Below are 21,521 nucleotides of genomic sequence, written 5' to 3'. Positions count from 1 at the left end.
TCGATGTGTCGATGTGCCGACGCGTCGTTGCGTCGGCACGGCGAGCTGCGCATCGGTCGCGCAGCAAATGAAATCGCCCCGGCATCCCTTAAAGAAGAGGCCGGGGCGAACCGACGTGGGCGGGCCGTCGTTTCCTACGCCGTCAGCGCCGCGCGATCGCGATGGTGGTCGAGTTCCGCGATGTGCGCGTGGATCGCAGGAATCAGCTTGCGTCCGTAATCCAGCGCATCGTCGAGCGGATCGAAACCGCGAATCAGGAACGTCGATACGCCGAGTTCGTAATACGCACCGAGCGCACGCGCGACCTGTTCCGGCGTGCCGACGAGCGCGGTCGAATTCCAGCGCGCGCCGGTCAGGTTCGCGACGCCCATCCACAACCGCTCGTCGAGCACGTCGCCCTGCGCGGCCGCGGCCATCAGGCGTTGCGACCCTGCGTTCTGCGGCGCATGGCCGTCGATCGGCTGGCCGTTCGCGAGCCGCGCCGCGCGCACGCGCGCGCGGATCGCCTCGGCCTTCTCCCACGCGGCGGCTTCGGTGTCCGCGACGATCGGCCGGAACGACACGCTGATGCGCGGCGCGCGTCCGAACGGCCCTGCCGCGGCCCGCACGCGCGCGATCTGCTCGCGCACGGCCGCGAGCGGCTCGCCCCACGTCATATAGACATCCGCGTGCTGCCCGGCCACGGCCAGCGCGGCCGGCGACGAACCGCCGAAATAGATCGGCACGTGCGGCTGCTGCGCGCCTTTCACGACCGGCGACGCACCATGCAGCCGATAGAACTCGCCGTCGTGATCGACCGGCGTGTCGGCCAGCCAGATGCGTTTCAGCACGTCGAGATATTCGCCGGTGCGGCGGTAGCGCGCGTCGTGCGGCACGAAATCGCCGTCGCGCTGAAGATCGGCATCGTCGCCGCCCGACACGACGTTCAATGCGAGCCGGCCGCCGCTGAACACGTCGAGCGTCGCGATCTGCCGCGCGGCGGCCGATGGCACGATCACGCCCGGCCGGTGCGCGAGCAGGATGCGAATATGTTCGGTCGCGGCGGCCGCGAACGACGCGACGATGAAGCCGTCCGCCGCGTTGCTGAAATGGCCGACCAGGATCTGGTCGAAGCCGGCGGCTTCGTGCGCCTGCGCGAAGCGCCGCACGTAGTCGGGCTGGACGGCGGCCCCGCCCGGTACGTCGACCTCCGCGCCGGGCGTCGCGGTGATCATGCCGATGATGTCGACGGGCATGTCGATGGTCCTTCTTGTCGTCGATCGGAAATGGCTGCGTGCTGCGGCACGCTCACTGCGCGGCGGCCGTCTTCTGCGCGGGCGCCGCGAACGCGCCCGCATACGAGCGGTCGAGCAGCTTCGCCGTGTCGTACGCGACCGGAATCACGCCGGCCTTGTGCAGGAAGTCGGCGGTGTTCTGCGCATCCTTCGCGGCCGTGTCGTCGACCGGGCCCACGCGCTGGTGCGCGTTGTTGAGCCAGCGGTACGCGACGTCCGGCTCCAGCTTCGCGCGCTTCGCCCACAGGTCCGCGTACTCGCGCGGATGACTGTCGACCCACTGGCGGGCCGCCACCACGCGCTTCAGGAAATCGGTGATCTCCGCGCGCCTGGCCGTGGCCGCCTGCTCGTTCGCGGCGACGAAGCTGAGCGCGGGCATCAGGCCCTGCGCGGTCGTCACGGGACGGGCGCCCTGCCGCAGCGCGAGCGTGCTGACGAACGGCTCCCACAGCGACACGGCGTCGACCGAGCCGTTCGCGAGCGCGTTGGTCGCATCGATCGGCATCAGGTACGCGTACTTGACGGAATCCGCGCGCAGGCCATCGTGTTCGAGCGCGCGCAGCACGAGCTGCTGGCTCCACGCACCGCGCCAGACCGCAATCGTCTTGCCCTGCAGGTCGGCGACGGTGCGCACCGGCGAGTTCTTCGGCACGAGGATCGCGACGCCGTCGAGGCTCTGCCGCGACACCGCGACGACTTTCACCGGCGCGCCGCGCGCGGCCAGCGTGAGCAGCGCGGAATCGCCGAGGAAGCCGACGTCGATCGCGTTGCCGTTCAGGCTTTCGGCGACGGGCGCGGCGGCCTGGAAGTGCTTCCACTCGATCGTATAAGGCAGGTCCTTCAACACGCCGGACGCCTCCATCGATGCCTGGATGTTGAAGTAGTTCTGTTCACCGACGCGCAGCGTGACGGTGTCTTTCGCGATGCCCGGCTGCGCGGCGAGCGCGAGCAGCAGCGCCGTGACGATTCGGCTCAACAACGTGATCTCCCCGGAGGTTGGCGGGCGGCCGCGCGACGGCGTCGCCCCTGGGTCCGCCTGGCGCGACGGCTGGCGGACGGGATGGAACTGGTGAAGATACGGCGATCCGCTTCATGAGACAAACGCAATATTCTGCTATGCAAATATGCAAATGTTTTATGGAATGATCGCCGCGCAGCGGCCCCGCTCACCGGGCTTCGCGGGACGCCGTTCGAATGATCCCTCGACAGATATTTCGCACGCGAAATACATGGCGAACTATATTTCGCATACGAAATACCCACCCGGAACGAGGACGGCCATGACGTCAGAACCCATCGAGTTTTCCGCCGCCGACGGCTACACGCTGCGCGGCACGCTGTGGTCACCGGACGCGCCGCCGCGCGCGCTGGTCTTGATCCATCCGGCCACCGCCGTGCCGGAGCGGCTCTACGCGGGCTTCGCGCGCTTCCTGACCGAACGCGGCTTCGCGGCGCTCACCTACAACTATCGCGGCATCGGCGCGTCGCGGCCCGCGCGGCTGAGCGCGCTGCAGGCCCGCATGCGCGACTGGGTCGAACTCGACGTCGGCGCCGCAATCGCGTGGGCGCGCGCTACGCACGACGGGCTGCCGCTGCTGGCGGTCGGGCATAGCGTCGGCGGCCATGCGATCGGGCTGTCGGCCGGCACCGCGCACCTGCGCGCGGCCGTGCTCGTCGCCGCGCACGCGGGCAGCACGCGGCTGATCGCCCGCGCGGCCGAGCGGCTGAAGGTGCGGCTGATCCTGCGCGTGCTCGGCCCGCTCGCGTCCGCGCTGCTCGGCTACGTGCCCGGCAAGCGGCTCGGCCTCGGCGAGGACCTCCCGGCCGGCGTGTTCCGCGAATGGAGCCGCTGGACCACGCTGCCGCGCTACTTCTTCGACGATCCGACGCTCGGCGCAGCCGAGCGCTTCTCGAAGCAGCGGCTGCCGATCCTCGTGCTCGGCTTCGACGACGATCCGTGGGCGAACCCGCCCGCGATCGACCTGCTGGTAAGCTACCTGACCCGGGCGGCCGTCGAACGCCGCCAGATCGATCCGCACGCCGCGGGCAGCGGGCCGGTCGGACACATGGGCTTCTTCCGCAGCCGGCCAGGCACGGTGCTGTGGCCCGCGGTCGCCGACTGGCTCGCGCAGGCGCTCGACGCGCCGCGCGATGCGGGTCGCCCGTCCCTTTCCATTGCAGCCGGGAACCGAGCTTGAGCGAAGACCGACGACTGTTTTTCCTGTTGAACATCGGCCAGCGGCGCGTGCAGCGCTGGGTCGACCGCAAGGCCGAGACCGATGCGCGCGCGAGCGCCGCGCAGGCCGGCGTGCTGTTCTGCCTCGCGAGGCAGGACGGCGCGCTGATCGGCGAAGTCGGCGCGGCGCTGCAACTGGCGCCGTCCGCGATGACGGGGCTCGCCGACCGGATGGCGAAGGCCGGCCTGCTTGCGCGTCACGCCGATTCGGACGACGGGCGCGCAACGCGACTGTTCCTGACCGACGAAGGACACGCGGCGCTCAAGCGCGCGCGCGTGGCGCTGCGCGAGCTGAACGGCAAGCTGTGCGACGGCTTTTCCGACGCCGAACTCGACGTCGTCGCGCGCTGGCTGCACGCATTGCAGGACCGCTTTCCGGCCGAGCGCTGAACCGTGCCGGCGGCGCGCCGCATGGGCACGAATCCGCGTAATCGATAGCGATTTCGATTCGTGCTTTCGATTCGCGCTTTCAATTCGGTTTCCGAACTTTCAGGCGGCAAATTTTGCATTTCGGCGGCATTGCTTCGGCAACGCTTTCCGGCTACGTACTGTTACAAAAAATTGCCTGCCGCGCCGCATATCGATCGCCTACATTGCAATCCACTTCGACGCATTCGTCGTCTGCACGGCCTGGCCTTCCCGTTGCGTCCGCAACCCTGGACGCACCCGACAAGCAATGAAAACGAAGAGGTGTCTTGACCGACGTGCTGGCGGCATCCAGCACACGCGGATTGCGATGACCGCGGCGGCTTCCTGAACGACACGATCCGACGCATGGCACGGCATTTATTGCCGCGCGTACCGGTGCGCGTCGTGCCGCCGTGCCGCGCCATCGCCGCCGCACGTCAACGAGGAGCAGTCCATGCGACGCACGATCGTGTCCCACTCGCTTGTCCCCAGCCTCACCCGCCTGTCCGCCGCGATGGCCGTGGCGATGGCCGCCGCCGCGGCCGCGCATGCCGATCCCGTGGTCGTGTCCGGCCCGAGCCCGTTCGCCGCCTGCACCATCGGCGGCCCCGGCACGAACTACGTGAACGCCGAGGTCGAACCGTGGCTGTCGGTCAACCCGGCGAACCCGACCAACATGATCGGCGTGTGGCAGCAGGACCGCTGGTCGAACGGCGGCGCCCACGGGCTCGTCGCGGGCTACACGTTCGACGGCGGCGCGACCTGGGCGCGCACGCCGCAGCCGTTCAGCGCTTGCGCGCCCGGCGGGCTCAAGTACGAGCGCGCGTCCGATCCGTGGGTGTCGTTCGGTCCGGACGGCACCGCGTATTCGGTATCGATCTCGTTCAACCAGTCGAACAACAGCAACGCGGTCGCGGCCTCGGTGTCGACCGACGGCGGACAGACATGGAGCAGCCCGGCCGTGCTGATCGCGAACGACGAACCGACGACGCAGTTCTTCAACGACAAGGAATCGGTGACGGCGAACCCGGTGAAGGCCGGCACGGCCTACGCGGTGTGGGACCGCCTCGAACTGCCGAACGGCAACCCGTATGCGAACCTGCACACGCAGGCATACCGCGGGCCGACGTTCTTCTCGAAGACGGTCGACGGCGGCAAGACGTGGAGCCGTGCGAAGGTGATCGTCAACGTGCCGTCGCGCCAGCAGACGATCGGCAACCAGATCGTCGTCGATCCGAAGACCGGCACGCTCTACGACTTCTTCGACCTGATCCAGCCGCCGTTCAACAAGGCGGCCGGCAAGGTCGCGTTCGTCAAGTCGACCGACGACGGCGCGACCTGGACGAAACCGCAGGTGATCGCCGGGCTGCAGACGGTCGGCGTGACCGATCCGAACACCGGCGAACCGGTACGCACCGGCGACATCATTCCGGAACCGGCGATCGATCCGGCGTCGGGGCAGCTCTACGTCGTATGGCAGGACAGCCGCTTCAACGGCGGCAACTACGACGAGATCGCGCTATCGACGTCGAAGGACGGCGGCGCGAGCTGGAGCGCGCCGCTGCAAGTGAACACGCCGACCGGGCGTCCCGCGTTCAATCCGTCGGTGCGCGTCGACAATGCCGGCTCGGTGATGGTCACGCACTATGATTTCCGCGACCTGCTGGCCGGCAATACGACGACGCTGCCGACCGGGTTCTGGCGCAAGATCTCGCACGACAACGGCACCACGTTCGCGGACGAGCGGCGCGTCGGCGGCCCGTTCGACATGAAGCTCGCGCCGAATGCGGAAGGCTTCTTCATCGGCGATTACCAGGGGCTCGACGTGCTGCCGTCGTCGTCGTTCCATCCGTTCTTCGTCCAGACCAACGCAGGCAACCTGACGAACCGCACCGACGTGTTCTTCGCGCCGTGATGCGCGGGTGAGCGTAGCGCCGCCGCGACGTCCATTGCGTCGCGGCAGCGCTCCCGAATGCGCGTCAATGCATGTCGGTCAGCACGATGCGACCGTCGACTTTCCCTTCGCGCAGCCGCGCGAATATGTCGTTGATGTTGCCGAGCCGGTCGCGATGGATATGTGCGCGCACCAGCCCGTCCGCCGCGAAGTCGAGCGATTCCTGCAGGTCGCGCCGCGTGCCGACGATCGAGCCGCGCACCGTGATGCCGTTCAGCACCGTCGAGAAGATCGGCAGCGGGAAATCGCCGGGCGGCAAGCCGTTGAGCGCCACCGTGCCGCCGCGCCGCACCATCCCGAGCGCCTGCGCGAACGCGCTGCGCGACACGGCCGTCACCAGCACGCCATGCGCGCCGCCGATCTCCTTCTGGATCACCTTCGCCGGATCGTCGGCCGACGCATCGATCGTCAGTTCGGCGCCCAGCTCGCGCGCGAGTGCGAGTTTGGCGGGAGACACGTCGATCGCCGCGACGTGCAGGCCCATCGCGCGCGCGTACTGCACGGCCACGTGGCCGAGCCCGCCGATGCCCGAAATCGCGAGCCACTGGCCCGGACGCGTGTCGGTGACGCGGATGCCCTTGTAGACGGTCACGCCCGCGCACAGGATCGGCGCGATCTCGTCGAACGCGACCTGCGCGGGCAGATGGCCGACGTAGTCGGGATCGGCCAGCACGTATTCCGCATAGCTGCCGTTGACCGAATAGCCGGTGTTCTGCTGCCCGTGGCAAAGGGTTTCCCAGCCGGTGTGGCAGTACTCGCAGTGACCGCATGCCGTATAGAGCCAGGGTACGCCGACGCGGTCGCCCTCGCGCACGTGCGTGACGCCCGCCCCGACCGCCGCGACGACGCCCACGCCTTCGTGGCCGGGAATGAACGGCAGCGTCGGCTTCACGGGCCAGTCGCCGTCGGCTGCGTGCAGGTCGGTGTGGCAGACGCCCGAAGCCTTGATGTTGACGAGGATCTGGCCCGGGCCCGGCGTCGGGACCGGCACCTCCTCGATGCGCAACGGTTCGCCGAACGCGTGGACCACCGCCGCCTTCATGGTTTGAGTCATGCGTCGCTCCTGTCTGGTCGATGACCGGGCCAGTATCCGGGCTCGAAACCGGAACGACTTGATGCGTATCAACGGAGCGGGAAACGCGCGCGACAGTGACAGATTCATCGCGAGACCTATTGCGTGGGCCACCAGTGCCGGCGCGGGTTTGACGGCCCGGCTCTGCTTTCGCCGCCGTTTCCGCAGCTTGTCGGAAACCCTGCGGCATGCCGCCGTTTCGCTTTGAATTTGAAATGATATAACATATCATTTCGCGACCTCGTCCACCTGAAACTCGCTCATCCGGGTGGCCGGGCTACGCCGAGTCCAATCCAACCGGGTCATTACGCGCCGCGAATGCAACAATATATCGTATCCGGCCTTAACCCGCGCGGCTCGCTTTTCGATCCGATACCAACCGATTCACCGACCATGCGCGACCTCCCTCGTCTACCGCTTCGCCTGCTCTCGCCCGTTTCGCTGATGCTGTTCGCCGCCGTCGCGCACGCGCAGGCCGAGACGCCCGCCCCGTCTTCGCCGCCACAGACCACACCACTCGCGCCGATCTTCGTGACCGCGAACCCGCTCGGCGACACCGAGCTGATCGCGCCGACCGCGCAACTGTCCGGCGATGCGCTGACGCGCCGCCAGGCCGATTCGCTCGGCGAGACGCTCAACGGCCTGCCCGGCGTGTCGACCACCACCTACGGGCCGATGGTCGGCCGCCCGATCATTCGCGGGATGGACGGCGACCGGATCCGGCTGCTGCAGAACGGCGTCGCCGCCTACGACGCGTCGTCGCTGTCGTACGACCACGCGGTGCCGCAGGATCCGCTGTCGATCGAGCGCGTCGAGATCGTGCGCGGTCCGGCCGCGCTGCTGTACGGCGGCAACGCGGTCGGCGGCGTCGTCAACACGATCGACAACCGGATTCCGCGCGAAGCGATCGAAGGCGTGACGGGCGCGCTCGACGCGCGCTACGGCGGCGCGAACTCGGTGCGCGCGGGCGCGGCGCAGGTCGAAGGCGGCAACGGCCGCTTCGCGTTCCATGTCGACGCGTTCGACCGTGAAACGAGCAAGCTGCGGATTCCCGGCTACGCACGCAGCAGCCAGCAACGCGCGATCGACGATCCCGATACGCCGCAACCGTACGGCAACGTGCCGAACAGCGACGGCCGCGTGCATGGCGGCGCGCTCGGCGCGTCGTACACGTGGGCCGACGGTTTCGCGGGCCTGTCGTACAGCGGCTACGAGTCGAACTACGGCTCCGTCGCCGAGGACGACGTGCGCCTGCGGATGCGCCAGGAACGGCTCGCGTTCGCGTCCGAGATACGCAACCTGAGCGGCCCGTTCACGAAGCTGAAGTTCGACTTCGCGTACACCGACTATCGCCACAAGGAAGTCGACAACGGCGAGACCGCCACCACCTTCCGCAACCGCGGCTACGAAGCGCGCATCGAGGCGCGGCATCGCAGGATCGGCCCGTTCGAAGGCGCGATCGGCGTGCAGTTCGGCCAGAACACGTTCTCGGCGCTCGGCGACGAAACGCTCGTGCCGTCGACGCGCACGAACAGCGTCGCGCTGTTCGGTCTCGAGGAATGGCAGGTCGTCCCGGCGCTGAAGCTGAGCGTCGGCGGGCGCTTCGAGCACGTGAAGGTCGATCCCGATCCGGCCGGCGTCGAGAAATTCGCGCTCGCGCAGCCGCGCGACTTCAATGCCGGCAGCGTCTCGGCCGGCGCGCTGTTCTCGCTGACGCCCGTATGGTCGGTCGCGGCGAACGTCGCCTACACGGAGCGCGCGCCGACCTTCTACGAGCTGTACTCGAACGGCCCGCACGATGCGACCGGCCAGTTCCTGATCGGCAACCCGAACGCGTCGAAGGAAAAGGCCGTGTCGACCGACCTGTCGCTGCGCTACGCGAGCGGCCCGAACCGCGGCAGCGTCGGCGTGTTCTACAACCGCTTCTCGAACTACCTGACCGAGTACAACACGGGCCGCGTCGTGAACGGCGACGGCGAACCGGTCGCGCCCGGCGCCGGTGATACGCTCAACGAAGCAATCTATCGCGGCGTGCGCGCCGAGTTCTATGGCGTCGAACTCGACGGCAAATGGCGCGCGTTCGCGCAGCGCGGCCATACGGTCGACCTGGAACTGACCGCCGACTACACGCATGCGCGCAACGTCGACACCGGCCAGCCGCTGCCGCGGATCGCGCCGCTGCGCGTGACGCTCGCGGCCGACTACGGCTACGGCCCGTTCGGCGCACGCGCGCAGGTCACGCACGCGTGGTCGCAGCATCGTGTGCCCGACAACGACTTTCCGACGGACGGCTACACGTCGCTTGGCGTGATGCTGACGTACAAGTTCCGTGTCGGCGCGACGCACTGGCTCGCGTACCTGCGCGGCGACAACCTGACGAACCAGGAGATCCGCTATGCGACCTCGGTCGTGCGCGGCTTCGCGCCGGAAGGCGGCCGCAGCGTGATGGCCGGCCTGCGCACGACGTTCTGATCGCGCGCCGGTGCGTTCGCGCCACGCGTCCCGCGCGTCGCCAACGCCCGCCATGATCGATCGGCGCAGCCAGCCTGCGTCGATCGAAACCGTCGCGATCGACCGCGCCGGCGTGACCGAACACGATCGATCGCCCTCGCCTTCGCTCTCCCTTCTCCGGCCCTCCACCTTCCGTTGCGCACACGGCCGCTGCAGTGCCGTGCAATTTCCGGTCCTGCCGGTCGAACGCGCGGAACGCCGCGCATCGCACTGCATCGCACCGATAGCCAGGATCATTGATCCCGGTCATGCACTTTTAAATCAGCCGAATGACGAGTATCCTAAAAAAAGCACTCCACGTTCGGACGGCGAATCGCGCGCCCTGATTCCCGTCCGCTCGTATCGCGGCCCCATCGCGCCACGCGTCGATGGCGGCGTCCGCCTCACGCCCTGGCCGCACGAACCTTCCCCAACCATTCGCAGGAGAGCTGGTGAGCCGACTCGTCGTCGTATCCAATCGTATTGCAGATCCCCGTAAGGCCGCGGCAGGCGGGCTTGCCGTGGCCGTGAAAGACAGCCTGCAGGAATCGGGCGGCGTCTGGTTCGGGTGGAGCGGCAGGCTGCGCGGCGACGGCGACCATCCCGCGCACGGCGAAGACGTGCAGATCCAGAACGTCGGCGGCATCCAGCTCGCGACGATCGATCTCGATCCGCAGGATTACGACGCGTACTACCTCGGCTACTCGAACAACGTGCTGTGGCCGGTGTTCCACTACCGCCTCGATCTCGCACAGTTCGACCGCCGCTTCGCGGACGGATACCGGCGCGTGAACCAGCTGTTCGCGCGCAAGCTGAGCACGCTGCTGCGCCCCGACGATATCGTCTGGGTCCACGACTATCAGCTGATTCCGCTCGCCGCCGAGCTGCGCGCGACGGGCTGCACGAACCCGATCGGTTTCTTCCTGCACATTCCGATGCCGCCGCCGCCGATCATGGCCGCGATCCCGGAGCACGAGTGGCTGATGCGCTCGCTGTTCGCCTACGATCTCGTCGGCTTCCAGACCGAATCGGACCTGCTTCACTTCGAGCACTACGTCGAGGCGGAAGCCGGCGCCGCGCGGCTGCCGGACGGCCGCCTGCGCGCGTTCGGCCGCACGTTGTCGGCCGGTGCGTTTCCGATCGGCATCAACGTCGACGAGTTCACGGCGCTCGCGGAGAATCGCGACGGCATCGACATGTTCGAGCGGATGCGCGACGAGTATTCGCGCCGCCAGCTGCTCGTCGGCGTCGACCGGCTCGACTATACGAAGGGGCTGCCGCAGCGCGTGCACGCGTTCCGTCAGCTGCTCGAACAGTATCCGGAGAACCGCGACCGCGCGACGCTGATCCAGATCGCCGCGCCGAGCCGCGAGGATCTCGGCGCGTACGACGACCTGCGGCGCGAGATGGACAGCCTGTGCGGCGCGATCAACGGCGATTACGGCGAACTCGAGTGGATGCCGATGCGCTACATCCACCGCACGGTCGCGCGCAAGCGCTTGCCGGGCCTCTACCGCGCGAGCCGCGTCGCGCTCGTCACGCCGCTGCGCGACGGGATGAACCTGGTCGCGAAGGAGTTTCTCGCCGCGCAGGACGAGGCCGACCCGGGCGTGCTCGTGCTGTCGCGTTTCGCGGGCGCGGCCGAGCAGCTGAAGCCTGCGCTGCTCGTCAATCCGTACGACACGCAGGGCACCGCGCAGGCGATCCAGCGCGCGCTCACGATGCCGCTCGACGAACGCCGCCAGCGTCACGACGCGCTGATGGCGATCGTGCGCAAGACCGACGTGCACTGGTGGCGTACGCGCTTTCTCGAGGCGCTCGCCGAGGCCGCGGAAGTCGCCGCCGCGACCGTGTCCTGACGCGCCGGGTCCTGCCCTCGCTTACACGCCGGTCGTCTCGCGGTCGAGCACCGCACCGTTCACGTCCTGCACCGCCACCGCGATCGGAATGCCTTCGCGCATGCTCTCGGTCACCACGCAATACGCATCGAACCGGTCGAGCATGCGCGTCGCCGCCGCGAGATCGGCCCATGCCTTGCCGACCGACAGCGTCACGGCCATCGCGCCGACGCGCACCCTGCCCGCGTCGTTCTGCACCATGTCGACGTCGATATGCGCGGTGACGGGCTGCGGATCGACGCGCTGTTTCTCGAGCGCGAACAACAGGCTCGCCGCGAGGCAGCTCGCGACCGCCGCGGCCAGCAGCCGGACCGGGTTCGGGCCGCGGCCGGCACCGAGCGGCGGCGGCTCGTCGGTGAGCACCGGCGAAAGCTCGGTGCCGGCAAACGTGACTTCGAAACTGAAACGCGCATGCTGCGCGACATCCACCGATACGTGTGCCTCGCTCATGGCGACTCCGTGACTCGAAAAAGGGAAAGAGAACGCCGGCGCAACGTCGTGCCGGCAAGTGCGAATTGCAGCGAAGGCGCGGCGCGATCGTGGCCGCCCGCCGGCTGTGCGAGCGGTCCGCGCTTCAGCGTTCGGGTTCGCGCGGCGGCCCGTATGCGACGAAATCGCGCTCGATCGCCGACGCTTGCTCCGGCGCATTCGCACTCGTGCATGGCCCGCGATCGGTCAGGGAAGATTCCGCGACCGGCGCCTCGCGCCCGTCGATCAGCGCCTGCAACGCGTCGCGTTCGAGCACTTCGCGCTCGAGCAGCCGTCGCGCGATGCGCTCCAGCGCATCGCGACGTTCGCCGAGCGTTGCCGCGACGCGCGCATGCGCGTCGGTCAACAGCGTATGCACCTCGTCGTCGATCATCCGTGCGGTGTGCTCGCTGCAGCGGCCCTCGCCCGCATGCCATGCGCCCGGGATGCCGGTGCGCGTTTCGCCGTCGTCGACGCTGACGAGCCCGATCTTCTCGCTCATCCCGTATTGCATGACCATGTGGCGCGCCATCGCGGTCGCGCGTTCGAGGTCGTTCTGCGCGCCCGTCGACACGTCGCCGAACACGAGTTCTTCCGCGACGCGCCCGCCGAGCAGTGCATCGATCCGATCGAGCAGCTCGCTGCGGCGCAGGACGTAGCGATCCTCCGTCGGCACCTGTTGCGTGTAGCCGAGCGCGGCCACGCCGCGCGGAATGATCGACACCTTCTTCACCGGATCGCAATGCGCGCGGCTTTCCGCGACGAGCGCATGGCCGGCTTCGTGATAGGCGATCGTCAGCTTCTCCTGCGCGTTCATCACGCGGCTCTTGCGCTCGAGGCCCGTCAGCGCGCGGTCGATCGCCTCGTCGAAGTCGTCCATCCCGATCGCCGGCTTGCCGAGTTCCGCCGCATGCAGCGCGGCTTCGTTGACGACGTTCGCGAGATCGGCGCCGACGAAGCCCGGCGTGCGCGACGCGAGTTCGCCGAGATCGACCTCGGCTGCGAGCTTCACGCGCTTCACGTGCACGCCGAGAATCTGGCGGCGGCCGTTCACGTCGGGCCGGTCGATCGCGATGTGACGGTCGAAGCGGCCCGGGCGCAGCAGCGCGGGATCGAGAATCTCCGGCCGGTTGGTCGCGGCCATGATGATCACGCCGGAGCCGGCCTGGAAGCCGTCCATCTCGACGAGCAGCTGGTTGAGCGTCTGCTCGCGCTCGTCGTTGCCCGACATCGGGCCGACGCCGCGCACCTTGCCGAGCGCGTCGAGCTCGTCGACGAACACGATGCACGGCGCCTTCTGCTGCGCCTGCTCGAACAGGTCGCGCACGCGCGCCGCGCCAACACCGACGAACATCTCGACGAACGCCGAGCCGCTGATCGAGAAGAACGGCACGGCCGCCTCACCGGCCACCGCGCGCGCGAGCAGCGTCTTGCCGGTGCCGGGCGCGCCGACGACGAGCACGCCCTTCGGGATCTTGCCGCCGAGCCGCTGGTAGCGATCGGGGTTGCGCAGGAACGCGACGAGCTGCTGCAGCTCGGCCTTCGCCTCGTCGATGCCCGCGATGTCGTCGAACGTGATGCCGGTTTCCTGCTGCACGTACACGCGTGCGCGGCTCTTGCCCATCCCGGTGAAATCCTGCAGCCCGCCGCGCTTGCGCAGCATCAGGTTCCAGATGAACACGAACGCGACGAGCGGCACCAGCCACGACGCAAGCGACGCGATCCAGCCGGTGTCGGACGCGCCGTGAAACCGGATGCCGGCGGCGGTCAGCGTGTCGATCAGCTGCGGGTCGGTCACGCGGTTGGTGCTGAAGCGCGGCGGCGTGCCGTCCGACTTCACGGCCGCGACTTCGGACGCCGGCAGCAGCGTGCCGGCCTGCGGCATCGTCAGCGTGCCCGTGATCGTCGCCGGTCCGATCTCGAGATCGTCGACGAGCCGCGCGGCGACGAGCCGGTGGAAGTCGCTGTACGCGATCATCGTCGACGCCGGACGCAGCATCAGCAACTGCGCGGCGAACAGCACGAAGAAGCCCGCCGCGATCAGCAATCCTGCGTAATCGAATTTCCTGTCCATGGCATCGGGCCGGCCGCGCGCGTCGACGCGCGCGCTTACGCGTGCACGCGCGCCCGGTCGGCGCGCGGCATCGCCGGCCACGCGCAAACGGAATGGATCCGCGCCATCGTCGCCTCGTTTCGTCGCATGAATGACACCGCGACGGCGCCGCCGGGCGCCGTTCGCGCGGGCAGCGCGCCGCAACGCGCCGCCCGTGATTCAAGTCTAGTTCGCGCGCGGACGTCGCGCATTGTCCGACAAACGCCTTTCATCGACGCCGCCGGCCGCGTTATAGTCGCGTTCGTGACATTTTAGTGACAGCCGGCGTCGCCCGCGCCCGGGCGCGACGCCGGCCGTTGCGTCCCGCCGCGCGTCGCGGCAGGCTGTGCGACGCTGCCGCGCATCGAACGACAACCGCCCATCCGAGGAGCACACGACGTGAACGACACCCCCGATCGCCCCGACGACCTTCCCGCCGATCCCGACCGCCGCCGCATGCTCGGCGGCCTCGCCGCGCTCGGCGCGGGCGTCGCGCTCGGCGGCTGCGAGACCACGCCGGGCAGCGCGCCGCGCTCGGCCGCCGACCTGCGGATCGACGACGCACTGCGCCGGCAGGTGCGCCACATCGTCGTGATCTATGCGGAGAACCGCAGCTTCGCGAACCTGTACGGCGATTTCCCGGGCGTGCAATATCCGCTGCGCGAGGTGAAACCCGAGCACGCGCGGCAGCTCGATCGCGACGGCAAGACGCCGCTGCCGGTGCTGCCGAAGATCTGGGGCGGGCTCGTGCCGCAGGCGCAGGAAGTCGGCGGCCAGCGCTACGCGATCGCCGAGCGCGACATCGACAAGCTGCCGAACGCGCCGTTCCGGATCGCAGACGCGCAGGGCAAGCCGCTGCCGAACGGCGTGATCACGCGCGACCTGTGGCACCGCTTCTACCAGAACCAGATGCAGATCGCCGCGGGCCGCAACGACCAGTTCGCCGCGTGGGCCGATTCCGGCGGCCTCGTGATGGGCCATTACCGCAATTCCGCCGACACGCTGCGGCTGTGGAACCTCGCACGGCAATACACGCTGTGCGACAACTTCTTCATGGCGGCCTTCGGCGGGTCGTGGCTGAACCACATGTTCCTGATTTCCGCGCAGCCGCCGATGTATCCGGATGCGCACAAGCATCCGCATGCGGCGAAGCTGCTGTCGAAGGTCGACGGCGACGATCCGGCCGGCACGCGCCTGACGCTCGCCGCCGATTCGCCCGCGTCCGCGCTCGACGGCCCGCCGAAGTTCGCGGTCGACGGCCCGCTGACGCCCGATGGCTACGGCGTCAACACGATGGCGCCGCCGTATCAGCCGAGCTACGTGCCGCCGGCCGATCCGGGCAACGCCGCGTATGCGGATCCGTCCGATCATCGCGTGATCCCGCCGCAAGGCCATGCGACGATCGGCGACCGCCTGTCGGAGAAGAACGTCGACTGGGCGTGGTACAGCGGCGCGTGGCAATACGCGCTCGAGCACCGCGACACCGGCATGGTGCCGGATTTCCAGTACCACCACCAGCCGTTCAACTACTTCGTGAACTACGCGCCGGGCACCGACGCGCGCCGCAAGCACCTGCGCGATGCGGGCCTCGGCGACGAGCCGTCGACCAATCATTTCATCGCCGACATCGACGCGGGCCGCCTGCCGGCCGTCGCGTTCTACAAGCCGCAGGGCAACCTGAACATGCACGCGGGTTATGCGGACGTCGAATCCGGCGACCGCCACATCGCGCACGTGATCGAACGCATCCGGCGCGGCCCGCAGTGGGCGAACACGGTGATCGTGATGACGCACGACGAGAACGGCGGCTGGTGGGATCACGTCGCGCCGCCGGTCGGCGATCGCTGGGGCCCCGGCTCGCGGATTCCGGCGCTCGTGATCTCGCCGTTCGCGAAGAAGGGTTACGTCGACCACACGATGTACGACACGAACTCGATCCTGCGCTTCATCAGCCGCGTGCACGGGCTCGCGCCGCTCGACGGCGTCGCCGCGCGCGACAAGGCGTTCGCGGCGCGCGGCGCGACGCCGCCGGGCGATCTGACGAACGCGCTGGATCTCGGCTGACGAACGACTGACGCCTCGCCGAAACGACGACGCCCCGGTGCAACGCGGTTGCCCGGGGCGTCGTGTTTTGCCGTGTGCGTTCTGCGATCCGTGCTCCACGCAGGCGACGCTACGCGACGCCGTGCAACGCGTCGCTCGCCGCACTTGCGGCATGACGACCTGCCTGCCGGCCGAAGAACGTCGCATCGGCCAGCGACAATCCCGAGCTGTACCCGGCGCCCCAGCGCGGCAGCCCGCAGGTCGTTCGGCCGGCCGCATAGAGGCCCGCCACCGGCGTGCGCGCCGCGTCGAGCACCTGCCCGGTCGGCAGCGTATCGAGCCCGCCCAGCGTGAAATGCGGGTAGAACGCGTAATCGATCCGGCAATCGAGCGCGACGAACGGCGGCTCGATCAGCGGCTTCAGCCACTTCTTCGCCTTGTGGAACAGCGGATCGACGCCTTCGGCCGCGTGACGGTTGTAGACGTCGACGGTCGCCGTCAGCGTGCCGGCCGGCATCTGCAGGTCGCGCTCGACTTCGTCCCAGGTCTCGCCGGCCGCCGCGATGCCGATCCGCGCGATGTCCGGCGGCTCCTGGTAGGTCGCCTGGTCGACCAGCAGGTAGATCCGGTCGTCGGCCTGGTGGAACGCGTGGTGGCCCGTGCGGCCGTGATAGCCGTCCTCGTTGATGAAACGCTGCCCGCGCGCGTTCACGAAGATCCCGCGGATCAGCGATTCGGGCGCGTAGAACGGCAGGCTGACGAAACCCTGGTCCATGTGGATCGCGGCGCCGCCCGCGCTCTGGCCGAGCAGGATGCCCGAGCCGTCGTCTCCGGGGCTGCCGATCGGTTCGGCCGAGCGCAGGAACTGCGGCGCATGCCGGCGCACCATGTCGCGGTTCATCGCGAAGCCGCCCGCGCACAGGATCACCGCGCGGCGCGCCCGCACGAACGCCGTCTCGCCGTACGCCCGCAGCACGACGCCGCGCACCGCGCCGGCATCGTCGACGATCAGCGCCTGTGCGCGCGTGTCGTAGCGCGTCGACACGCCGAGCGCCTGCACGCGCTCGGCCAGCACGCGCATCAGCATCTGCCCGCCGCCCCAGCCCGGCCATTGCGGCGTGTGGCCACGCGGGCAAGGCTTCGCGGTATCGCTGAATGGCCAGGCCTCCTCGCTGCCCGACCAGATCAGGCAGTCGTCGGTTTCCGGCTCGACGATCCGTTCGGCGATGAACGTGTTCTTGTACGTGACGCCCTGCGCGACCAGCCAGTCGTGATGCGCGAGGCTCTCGTTCGCATAGAGGCGCACCTTCGCCTCGTCGGCGTCGCGGCCGCCCGCGAGCATCAGGTAGCGGTACAGGTCCTCGGTGTCGTCGCTGAAGCCGGCCTGCCGCTGCGCGGGCGTGCCGCCGCTGCCGCCGAGGTAGATCTCGCCGCCGGACAGCGCGCTCGTGCCGCCGTAGCTCGACGCGCGCTCGACGATCAGCGTGTCGGCGCCGGCGCTCGCGGCTTCGATCGCCGCGCACGCGCCGGCCGCGCCGAAGCCGACGATCACGACGTCGTGTTCGGCGTCCCAGCGATGGACGTCGCGGATATTCAGGGGGCGAGCGAGGGAATATTCGGATGACATGGAGGCAAGGGTCTGCGTGAAGGGATTCGGTGAAAAGCGGCGGTCGGGGCGCAGCGCGGCCGGCCCGGCAGGCCGGCACGTCGTCGATGCGAGCGATCGCAGGCACGCGAACGCCGCGTCGTCGACGGGGAAATCGAGCGGCAGCGGCGAGCCAAGCCGGGGGCATGCACACGCCGGACGAACTGCCGCGAGCGTGCCGCGCCGCGACACTGCGCTGAGCGAACGCCGTCCACCCGGTCGCCGTCGCATCGTGACGGCGTCAACGTGACATCGAGTCGGCGCGGCACGCGGCCGCGCCATCGTCACATGCCGCGCAACGCGGCGAAACCGAAGCGCGAAGGATCGATCGGCACGCAACCGGTCGGCAGCCCGTTCGCATCGAGCGAGCGACATTGCAGGATGCCGGCCGCATACGGCGGCGCCGGGACCTGATCGGCGCCATATCGCGCCATCGCCATCGCCGCGAACGCGCCCATCGCCAATACGCACAGCTTGCGAGTCGTCAGTCTCATGATCGTGTCCCCTCCGGTTGGCCGCTATCGCGGTTCGTGTCCGGCGCACTGGCCTCGGGCAAACAGGCAACCGCACCGGATGACTGCACGGTAGCCAGCGCCGGCCCGCCGGCCATCGTCCGTTTCGACTAGGGGCAAACGCGAAGCGGCCCTGGCGCGACGTGCGGCGCCGCAGCATCGCCGAGCGGTGGCAGCGGCGTCGCGATCGGAAAACCGCGTACCGCAGCCCGTCGTGACGGGGCGCGCGATCTTCGGGCGCATGCCATGCGTTCGCCGCTGCATCGCACCATCGGACGATGCGCGGCCGCCGCGCCGGTGTTTTCCCTGATCGTGCCCCTGCTCCGTATGGATGATGAGGATCGCGCGGCCGGATGCGAACCTGCGGGTCGACGTCGCAATGCCGTCGCGTCAGCGCTCGCGGCGCGACCGAGTCTTTCCGTTCATTCACGGGAGTACCGCATGACCGAATCGAATCCCCGCCACGCGCTGTACGAACTCGCGTGCCGTTACGCGCAGGCCGTCGACCGGCGCGACTGGCCGCGCCTCGCCGCCCTCTTCACCGCCGACGCCCAGCTCGACGGCCCCGGTTTCTGTTTCGACGACCGCGATGCGATCGTCGCCGGCATGCGCGTGATCGAGCGCTACGAAACCACCCAGCATCACGTGCACAACCAGCTCGCCACGCTCGACGGCGGTGAGGCCGACGTCGAGACCTACTGCCTCGCGTGCCACGTGTACGTGCGCGACGGCGTGAAGCGCAAGCTCGACTGGGGGCTGCGCTATCGCGACCGCTGCGTGCTCGACGGCGGCACGTGGCGCTTCGCCGCGCGCACGCTGCACGTCGACTGGTCGCAAGACCTGCCGCTGGAGGGCTGAACGATGCGCGCATCCCTTCCCCTCGCCGGCCGCACCGCGCTCGTCACGGGCGGCGCCGGCGGCATCGGCGCGGCCTGCGCGCACGCGCTTGCCGCCGATGGCGCGGGCGTCGTGCTGATGGGCCGCCGCCGCGATGCACTCGAACGCACGCAGCGGCACCTGACCGACACGCTGCCCGGCAGCCGCGTCGCGATCCATGCCGGCGACGCGTGCGACGACGGCGACCTGCAGGCGGCGCTGGATACCGCGTGGGCGCTCGACGGCCGGCTCGACATCGTGGTGCCGACCGTCGGCGGCGCCGGGTTCCGGCCGCTGCTGATGCACGACGCCGACAGCTTCCGCGCGGAAATCGAGCTGAACCTGAACAGCGCGTTCGCCGCGATCCGTCACGCGGCGCCACGGCTCGCCGACAGCGGCGGCGGCACGATCGTCTGCATCTCGTCGACGGCCGCGCAGATCAATTTCCGCTGGCTGACCGCGTACTGCACCGCGAAGGCCGCGCTCGAAGCGCTGGTGCGCGGGGCCGCCGAGGAACTGGCCGGCGCGAGGATCCGCGTGAACGCGGTGCGACCGGGCCTCACGCGCTCGGAGGCCACCGCGCCGATGTTCGACAACCGGGCGCTCGTCGACAGCTTCCTCGACCAGATTCCGCTCGGCTCACTCGGCGAGCCGGAAGCGATCGCGCACGCGGTGCGCTATCTCGCCGGCCCCGAGTCGGGCTGGGTCACCGGCCAGAGCTTCGCGGTCGACGGCGGCCACGAGCTGCGCGCCAACCCGCGCGTCGACGCCACCATCGCGCAGATCTACGGCGCGGCCGCGCTCGACGCGGTCAGGGCCGGCCGTGCGCCGGGCGCCGCATGAGCGCCCGCCTTCTTTCAACGTCACAGGAAATCGACCGGACATGAATCGAGTCGCAAACAAGGTCGCGCTGATCACCGGCGCGGCGAGCGGGGTCGGCCGCGCGGATGCGCTGCTGCTCGCCGCCGAAGGCGCGCGCGTGGTGCTCACCGACATCGACGAGGATGCGGGCCGCGCACTCGCGCGCGAGATCGGCGACACCGCGCTGTTCGTCCATCAGGACATCGCCGACGAAGACGGCTGGCGGCACGCGATCGCGTCGACGCTCGAGCGCTTCGGCCGCCTCGACGTGCTCGTCAACAATGCGGCGATCTGCCCGGTCGGCTCGATCGAGGACACGAGCCTCGACACCTGGCGACGCGTGCTGCGCGTCAACGCGGACGGCTATTTCCTCGGCTGCAAGTACGCGATCGGCGCGATGAAGCACAACGACACGCCGGGCTCGATCGTGATGATGTCGTCGGTCGCCGCGCTCGGCGGCCTGCCGATGATGTGCGCGTACACCGGCTCGAAAGGCGCGGTAACGGCGCTCGCGCGCAGCGTCGCCGTGCACTGCAAGCGCAGCGGCTACCGGATCCGCTGCAACTCGATCCACCCGGACGGCATCTGGACACCGATGACGCAGGCGCTGATGCCCGGCCTCGATCCGGCCGAGCTCGGCATCGGCAACGATCCGATGGCACGCATGTGCGATCCGCAGGACGTCGCGAATCTCGTGCTGTTCCTCGCATCCGACGAATCGCGCTTCGTGAACGGCGCGGAGCTGCGGATCGACAACGCGCAACTAGTTGCGTCGCTGTGATGCGGCGCGTGGCTTTTCCGTTCGAAGGAGTAGCGTTCCGATGATTTCCTTTTCCGGCAAGACCGTGCTGGTCACCGGCGGCGGCGCGGGCATCGGCCGCGCGTGCGCGCAAGCGTTCGGCGCGGCGGGCGCGCGGGTCGTGGTGGCCGAGGTCGATCCCGCCCGCGCGCAGGACGTGCGTCAGGCACTCGAAGCCGCGGGCGTCGACGCGCTGGTCGGCACCGTCGACGTCACGCGCCGCGACGAGGTCAACGCGTTCGCGCGGACGATCGACGCCCGCTTCGGCGGGCTCGACGTGCTCGTCAACAACGTCGGCGATTTCCTGCAGATCGCGAAGCCGTTCGACGACCATACCGACGACGACATCGCGCGGCTGTTCGACGTGAACCTGCGCCAGGTGTTCGTCGTCACGCGCGCGATGCTGCCGTTGCTGCGCAAGCGCGGCGCGGGCAGCAGCATCGTCGGCGTGTCGTCGATCGAGGGCTTTCGCGCGATTCCGAACTGCACCGTGTACGCGTCGTTCAAGGCCGCGCTGACCGGCTTCACGAAAAGCCTCGCGCTCGAACTCGGGCCGGCCGGCATCCGCGTGAACCAGATCGCGCCGGAGACCACCGAGACGCCGCAGGTGCCGGTCAGCGCGATGGTCGCGCCCGAGCATCGCGCGCACGTCCCGCGCTGGATTCCGCTCGGGCGCTTCGGTGCGGCCGGCGACATCGCGGGCGCCGCGCTGTTCCTCGCGAGCCCGCTCGCCGCATGGGTCACCGGCACGACGCTGCACGTCGACGGCGGCGCACTCGCGGCGGCCGGCTGGTATCGCGATCCGAACGGATTCTGGACCAACATGCCGGTCGTCACCGGCAACGGCTTCAATTTCTGAGCGACGTTCCGCACGGATTCGTCCGTTCAATCAT

Annotated in this window: 17 protein-coding genes; 10 read left to right on the top strand and 7 right to left on the bottom strand. The window is 69.2% G+C overall.

Going from position 1 to position 21,521, the window contains the following annotated elements:
* Window positions 1-134: 134 nt before the first annotated feature.
* Together DIE12_RS00260 and DIE12_RS00255 are read right to left on the bottom strand one after the other, a co-directional pair.
* On the bottom strand, window positions 135-1,235 hold the full coding sequence (locus DIE12_RS00260; RefSeq protein WP_124519391.1) for an LLM class flavin-dependent oxidoreductase: 1,101 nt from the start codon (window positions 1,233-1,235) through the stop codon (window positions 135-137).
* Window positions 1,236-1,287: 52 nt separating this feature from the next.
* On the bottom strand, window positions 1,288-2,253 hold the full coding sequence (locus tag DIE12_RS00255; RefSeq protein WP_044844585.1) for an ABC transporter substrate-binding protein: 966 nt from the start codon (window positions 2,251-2,253) through the stop codon (window positions 1,288-1,290).
* A gap of 301 nt (window positions 2,254-2,554) precedes the next feature.
* Between DIE12_RS00255 and DIE12_RS00250 the strand changes: the two genes are divergently transcribed.
* The 3 genes from DIE12_RS00250 to DIE12_RS00235 all read left to right on the top strand — a co-directional run bounded on the left by DIE12_RS00250 (window position 2,555) and on the right by DIE12_RS00235 (window position 5,833).
* A complete protein-coding gene (locus DIE12_RS00250; protein WP_124519390.1) occupies window positions 2,555-3,472 on the top strand; it encodes a serine aminopeptidase domain-containing protein in 918 nt (305 codons plus the stop codon).
* Window positions 3,469-3,900 (top strand): MarR family winged helix-turn-helix transcriptional regulator, encoded by a 432-nt coding sequence (locus DIE12_RS00245; protein WP_124519389.1) that lies wholly within the window; start codon window positions 3,469-3,471, stop codon window positions 3,898-3,900. Before DIE12_RS00250 ends, DIE12_RS00245 begins: the two co-directional genes overlap by 4 nt.
* A 472-nt stretch (window positions 3,901-4,372) precedes the next feature.
* A complete protein-coding gene (locus DIE12_RS00235; protein WP_124519388.1) occupies window positions 4,373-5,833 on the top strand; it encodes a sialidase family protein in 1,461 nt (486 codons plus the stop codon).
* Window positions 5,834-5,897: 64 nt separating this feature from the next.
* On the opposite strand, the gene adhP is transcribed toward DIE12_RS00235, so the two are convergent.
* Window positions 5,898-6,926, bottom strand: coding sequence for an alcohol dehydrogenase AdhP (gene adhP / locus DIE12_RS00230; protein ID WP_124484734.1), 1,029 nt, complete (start codon window positions 6,924-6,926; stop codon window positions 5,898-5,900).
* A 411-nt stretch (window positions 6,927-7,337) separates the two neighbouring features.
* Here adhP and DIE12_RS00225 point away from each other — a divergent pair, with 411 nt between their 5' ends.
* On the top strand, window positions 7,338-9,416 hold the full coding sequence (locus DIE12_RS00225) for a TonB-dependent receptor (RefSeq protein ID WP_260428989.1): 2,079 nt from the start codon (window positions 7,338-7,340) through the stop codon (window positions 9,414-9,416).
* Between the two features lie 470 nt (window positions 9,417-9,886).
* The gene (otsA, locus tag DIE12_RS00220; RefSeq protein ID WP_044844592.1) at window positions 9,887-11,293 is read left to right on the top strand and encodes an alpha,alpha-trehalose-phosphate synthase (UDP-forming); all 1,407 of its coding nucleotides are present in this window, start codon (window positions 9,887-9,889) and stop codon (window positions 11,291-11,293) included.
* A gap of 21 nt (window positions 11,294-11,314) precedes the next feature.
* On the opposite strand, the gene DIE12_RS00215 is transcribed toward otsA, so the two are convergent.
* Window positions 11,315-11,782, bottom strand: coding sequence for an OsmC family protein (locus DIE12_RS00215; protein WP_044844593.1), 468 nt, complete (start codon window positions 11,780-11,782; stop codon window positions 11,315-11,317).
* A gap of 124 nt (window positions 11,783-11,906) precedes the next feature.
* Window positions 11,907-13,874 (bottom strand): ATP-dependent zinc metalloprotease FtsH, encoded by a 1,968-nt coding sequence (gene ftsH, locus DIE12_RS00210; RefSeq protein WP_124484733.1) that lies wholly within the window; start codon window positions 13,872-13,874, stop codon window positions 11,907-11,909.
* Window positions 13,875-14,291: 417 nt separating this feature from the next.
* Between ftsH and DIE12_RS00200 the strand changes: the two genes are divergently transcribed.
* The gene (locus tag DIE12_RS00200) at window positions 14,292-15,956 is read left to right on the top strand and encodes an acid phosphatase (protein ID WP_124519387.1); all 1,665 of its coding nucleotides are present in this window, start codon (window positions 14,292-14,294) and stop codon (window positions 15,954-15,956) included.
* Between the two features lie 109 nt (window positions 15,957-16,065).
* Here the strand turns inward: DIE12_RS00200 and DIE12_RS00195 are convergent, their stop codons facing one another.
* Both DIE12_RS00195 and DIE12_RS00190 read right to left on the bottom strand, forming a co-directional pair.
* Complete coding sequence (locus DIE12_RS00195; RefSeq protein WP_124519386.1) at window positions 16,066-17,562, bottom strand: FAD-dependent oxidoreductase; 1,497 nt, start codon at window positions 17,560-17,562, stop codon at window positions 16,066-16,068.
* Window positions 17,563-17,864: 302 nt separating this feature from the next.
* Window positions 17,865-18,074, bottom strand: a complete 210-nt coding sequence (locus DIE12_RS00190; protein ID WP_124519385.1) for a hypothetical protein — start codon at window positions 18,072-18,074, stop codon at window positions 17,865-17,867.
* Window positions 18,075-18,533: 459 nt separating this feature from the next.
* On the opposite strand from DIE12_RS00190, the gene DIE12_RS00185 reads away from it, so the two are divergent.
* The 4 genes from DIE12_RS00185 to DIE12_RS00170 are packed head-to-tail and all read left to right on the top strand — an operon-like array spanning window position 18,534 to window position 21,487.
* Window positions 18,534-18,950, top strand: a complete 417-nt coding sequence (locus DIE12_RS00185; protein ID WP_124519384.1) for a nuclear transport factor 2 family protein — start codon at window positions 18,534-18,536, stop codon at window positions 18,948-18,950.
* Window positions 18,951-18,953: 3 nt separating this feature from the next.
* Window positions 18,954-19,811, top strand: coding sequence for an SDR family NAD(P)-dependent oxidoreductase (locus DIE12_RS00180; RefSeq protein WP_124519383.1), 858 nt, complete (start codon window positions 18,954-18,956; stop codon window positions 19,809-19,811).
* Window positions 19,812-19,851: 40 nt separating this feature from the next.
* Window positions 19,852-20,610, top strand: a complete 759-nt coding sequence (locus tag DIE12_RS00175) for an SDR family oxidoreductase (protein WP_014899307.1) — start codon at window positions 19,852-19,854, stop codon at window positions 20,608-20,610.
* A 40-nt stretch (window positions 20,611-20,650) separates the two neighbouring features.
* Window positions 20,651-21,487 carry an SDR family NAD(P)-dependent oxidoreductase gene (locus tag DIE12_RS00170; RefSeq protein ID WP_124519382.1) on the top strand — a complete coding sequence of 279 codons (837 nt, stop codon included), beginning with the start codon at window positions 20,651-20,653 and terminating at the stop codon, window positions 21,485-21,487.
* Window positions 21,488-21,521: the final 34 nt, after the last annotated feature.

The sequence above is a fragment of the Burkholderia sp. Bp9015 genome (assembly GCF_003853505.1).
Taxonomy (GTDB): domain Bacteria; phylum Pseudomonadota; class Gammaproteobacteria; order Burkholderiales; family Burkholderiaceae; genus Burkholderia.
The sequence above is the reverse complement of the archived record's forward strand: the minus strand, read 5'-3'. Positions and strand labels throughout refer to the sequence as shown.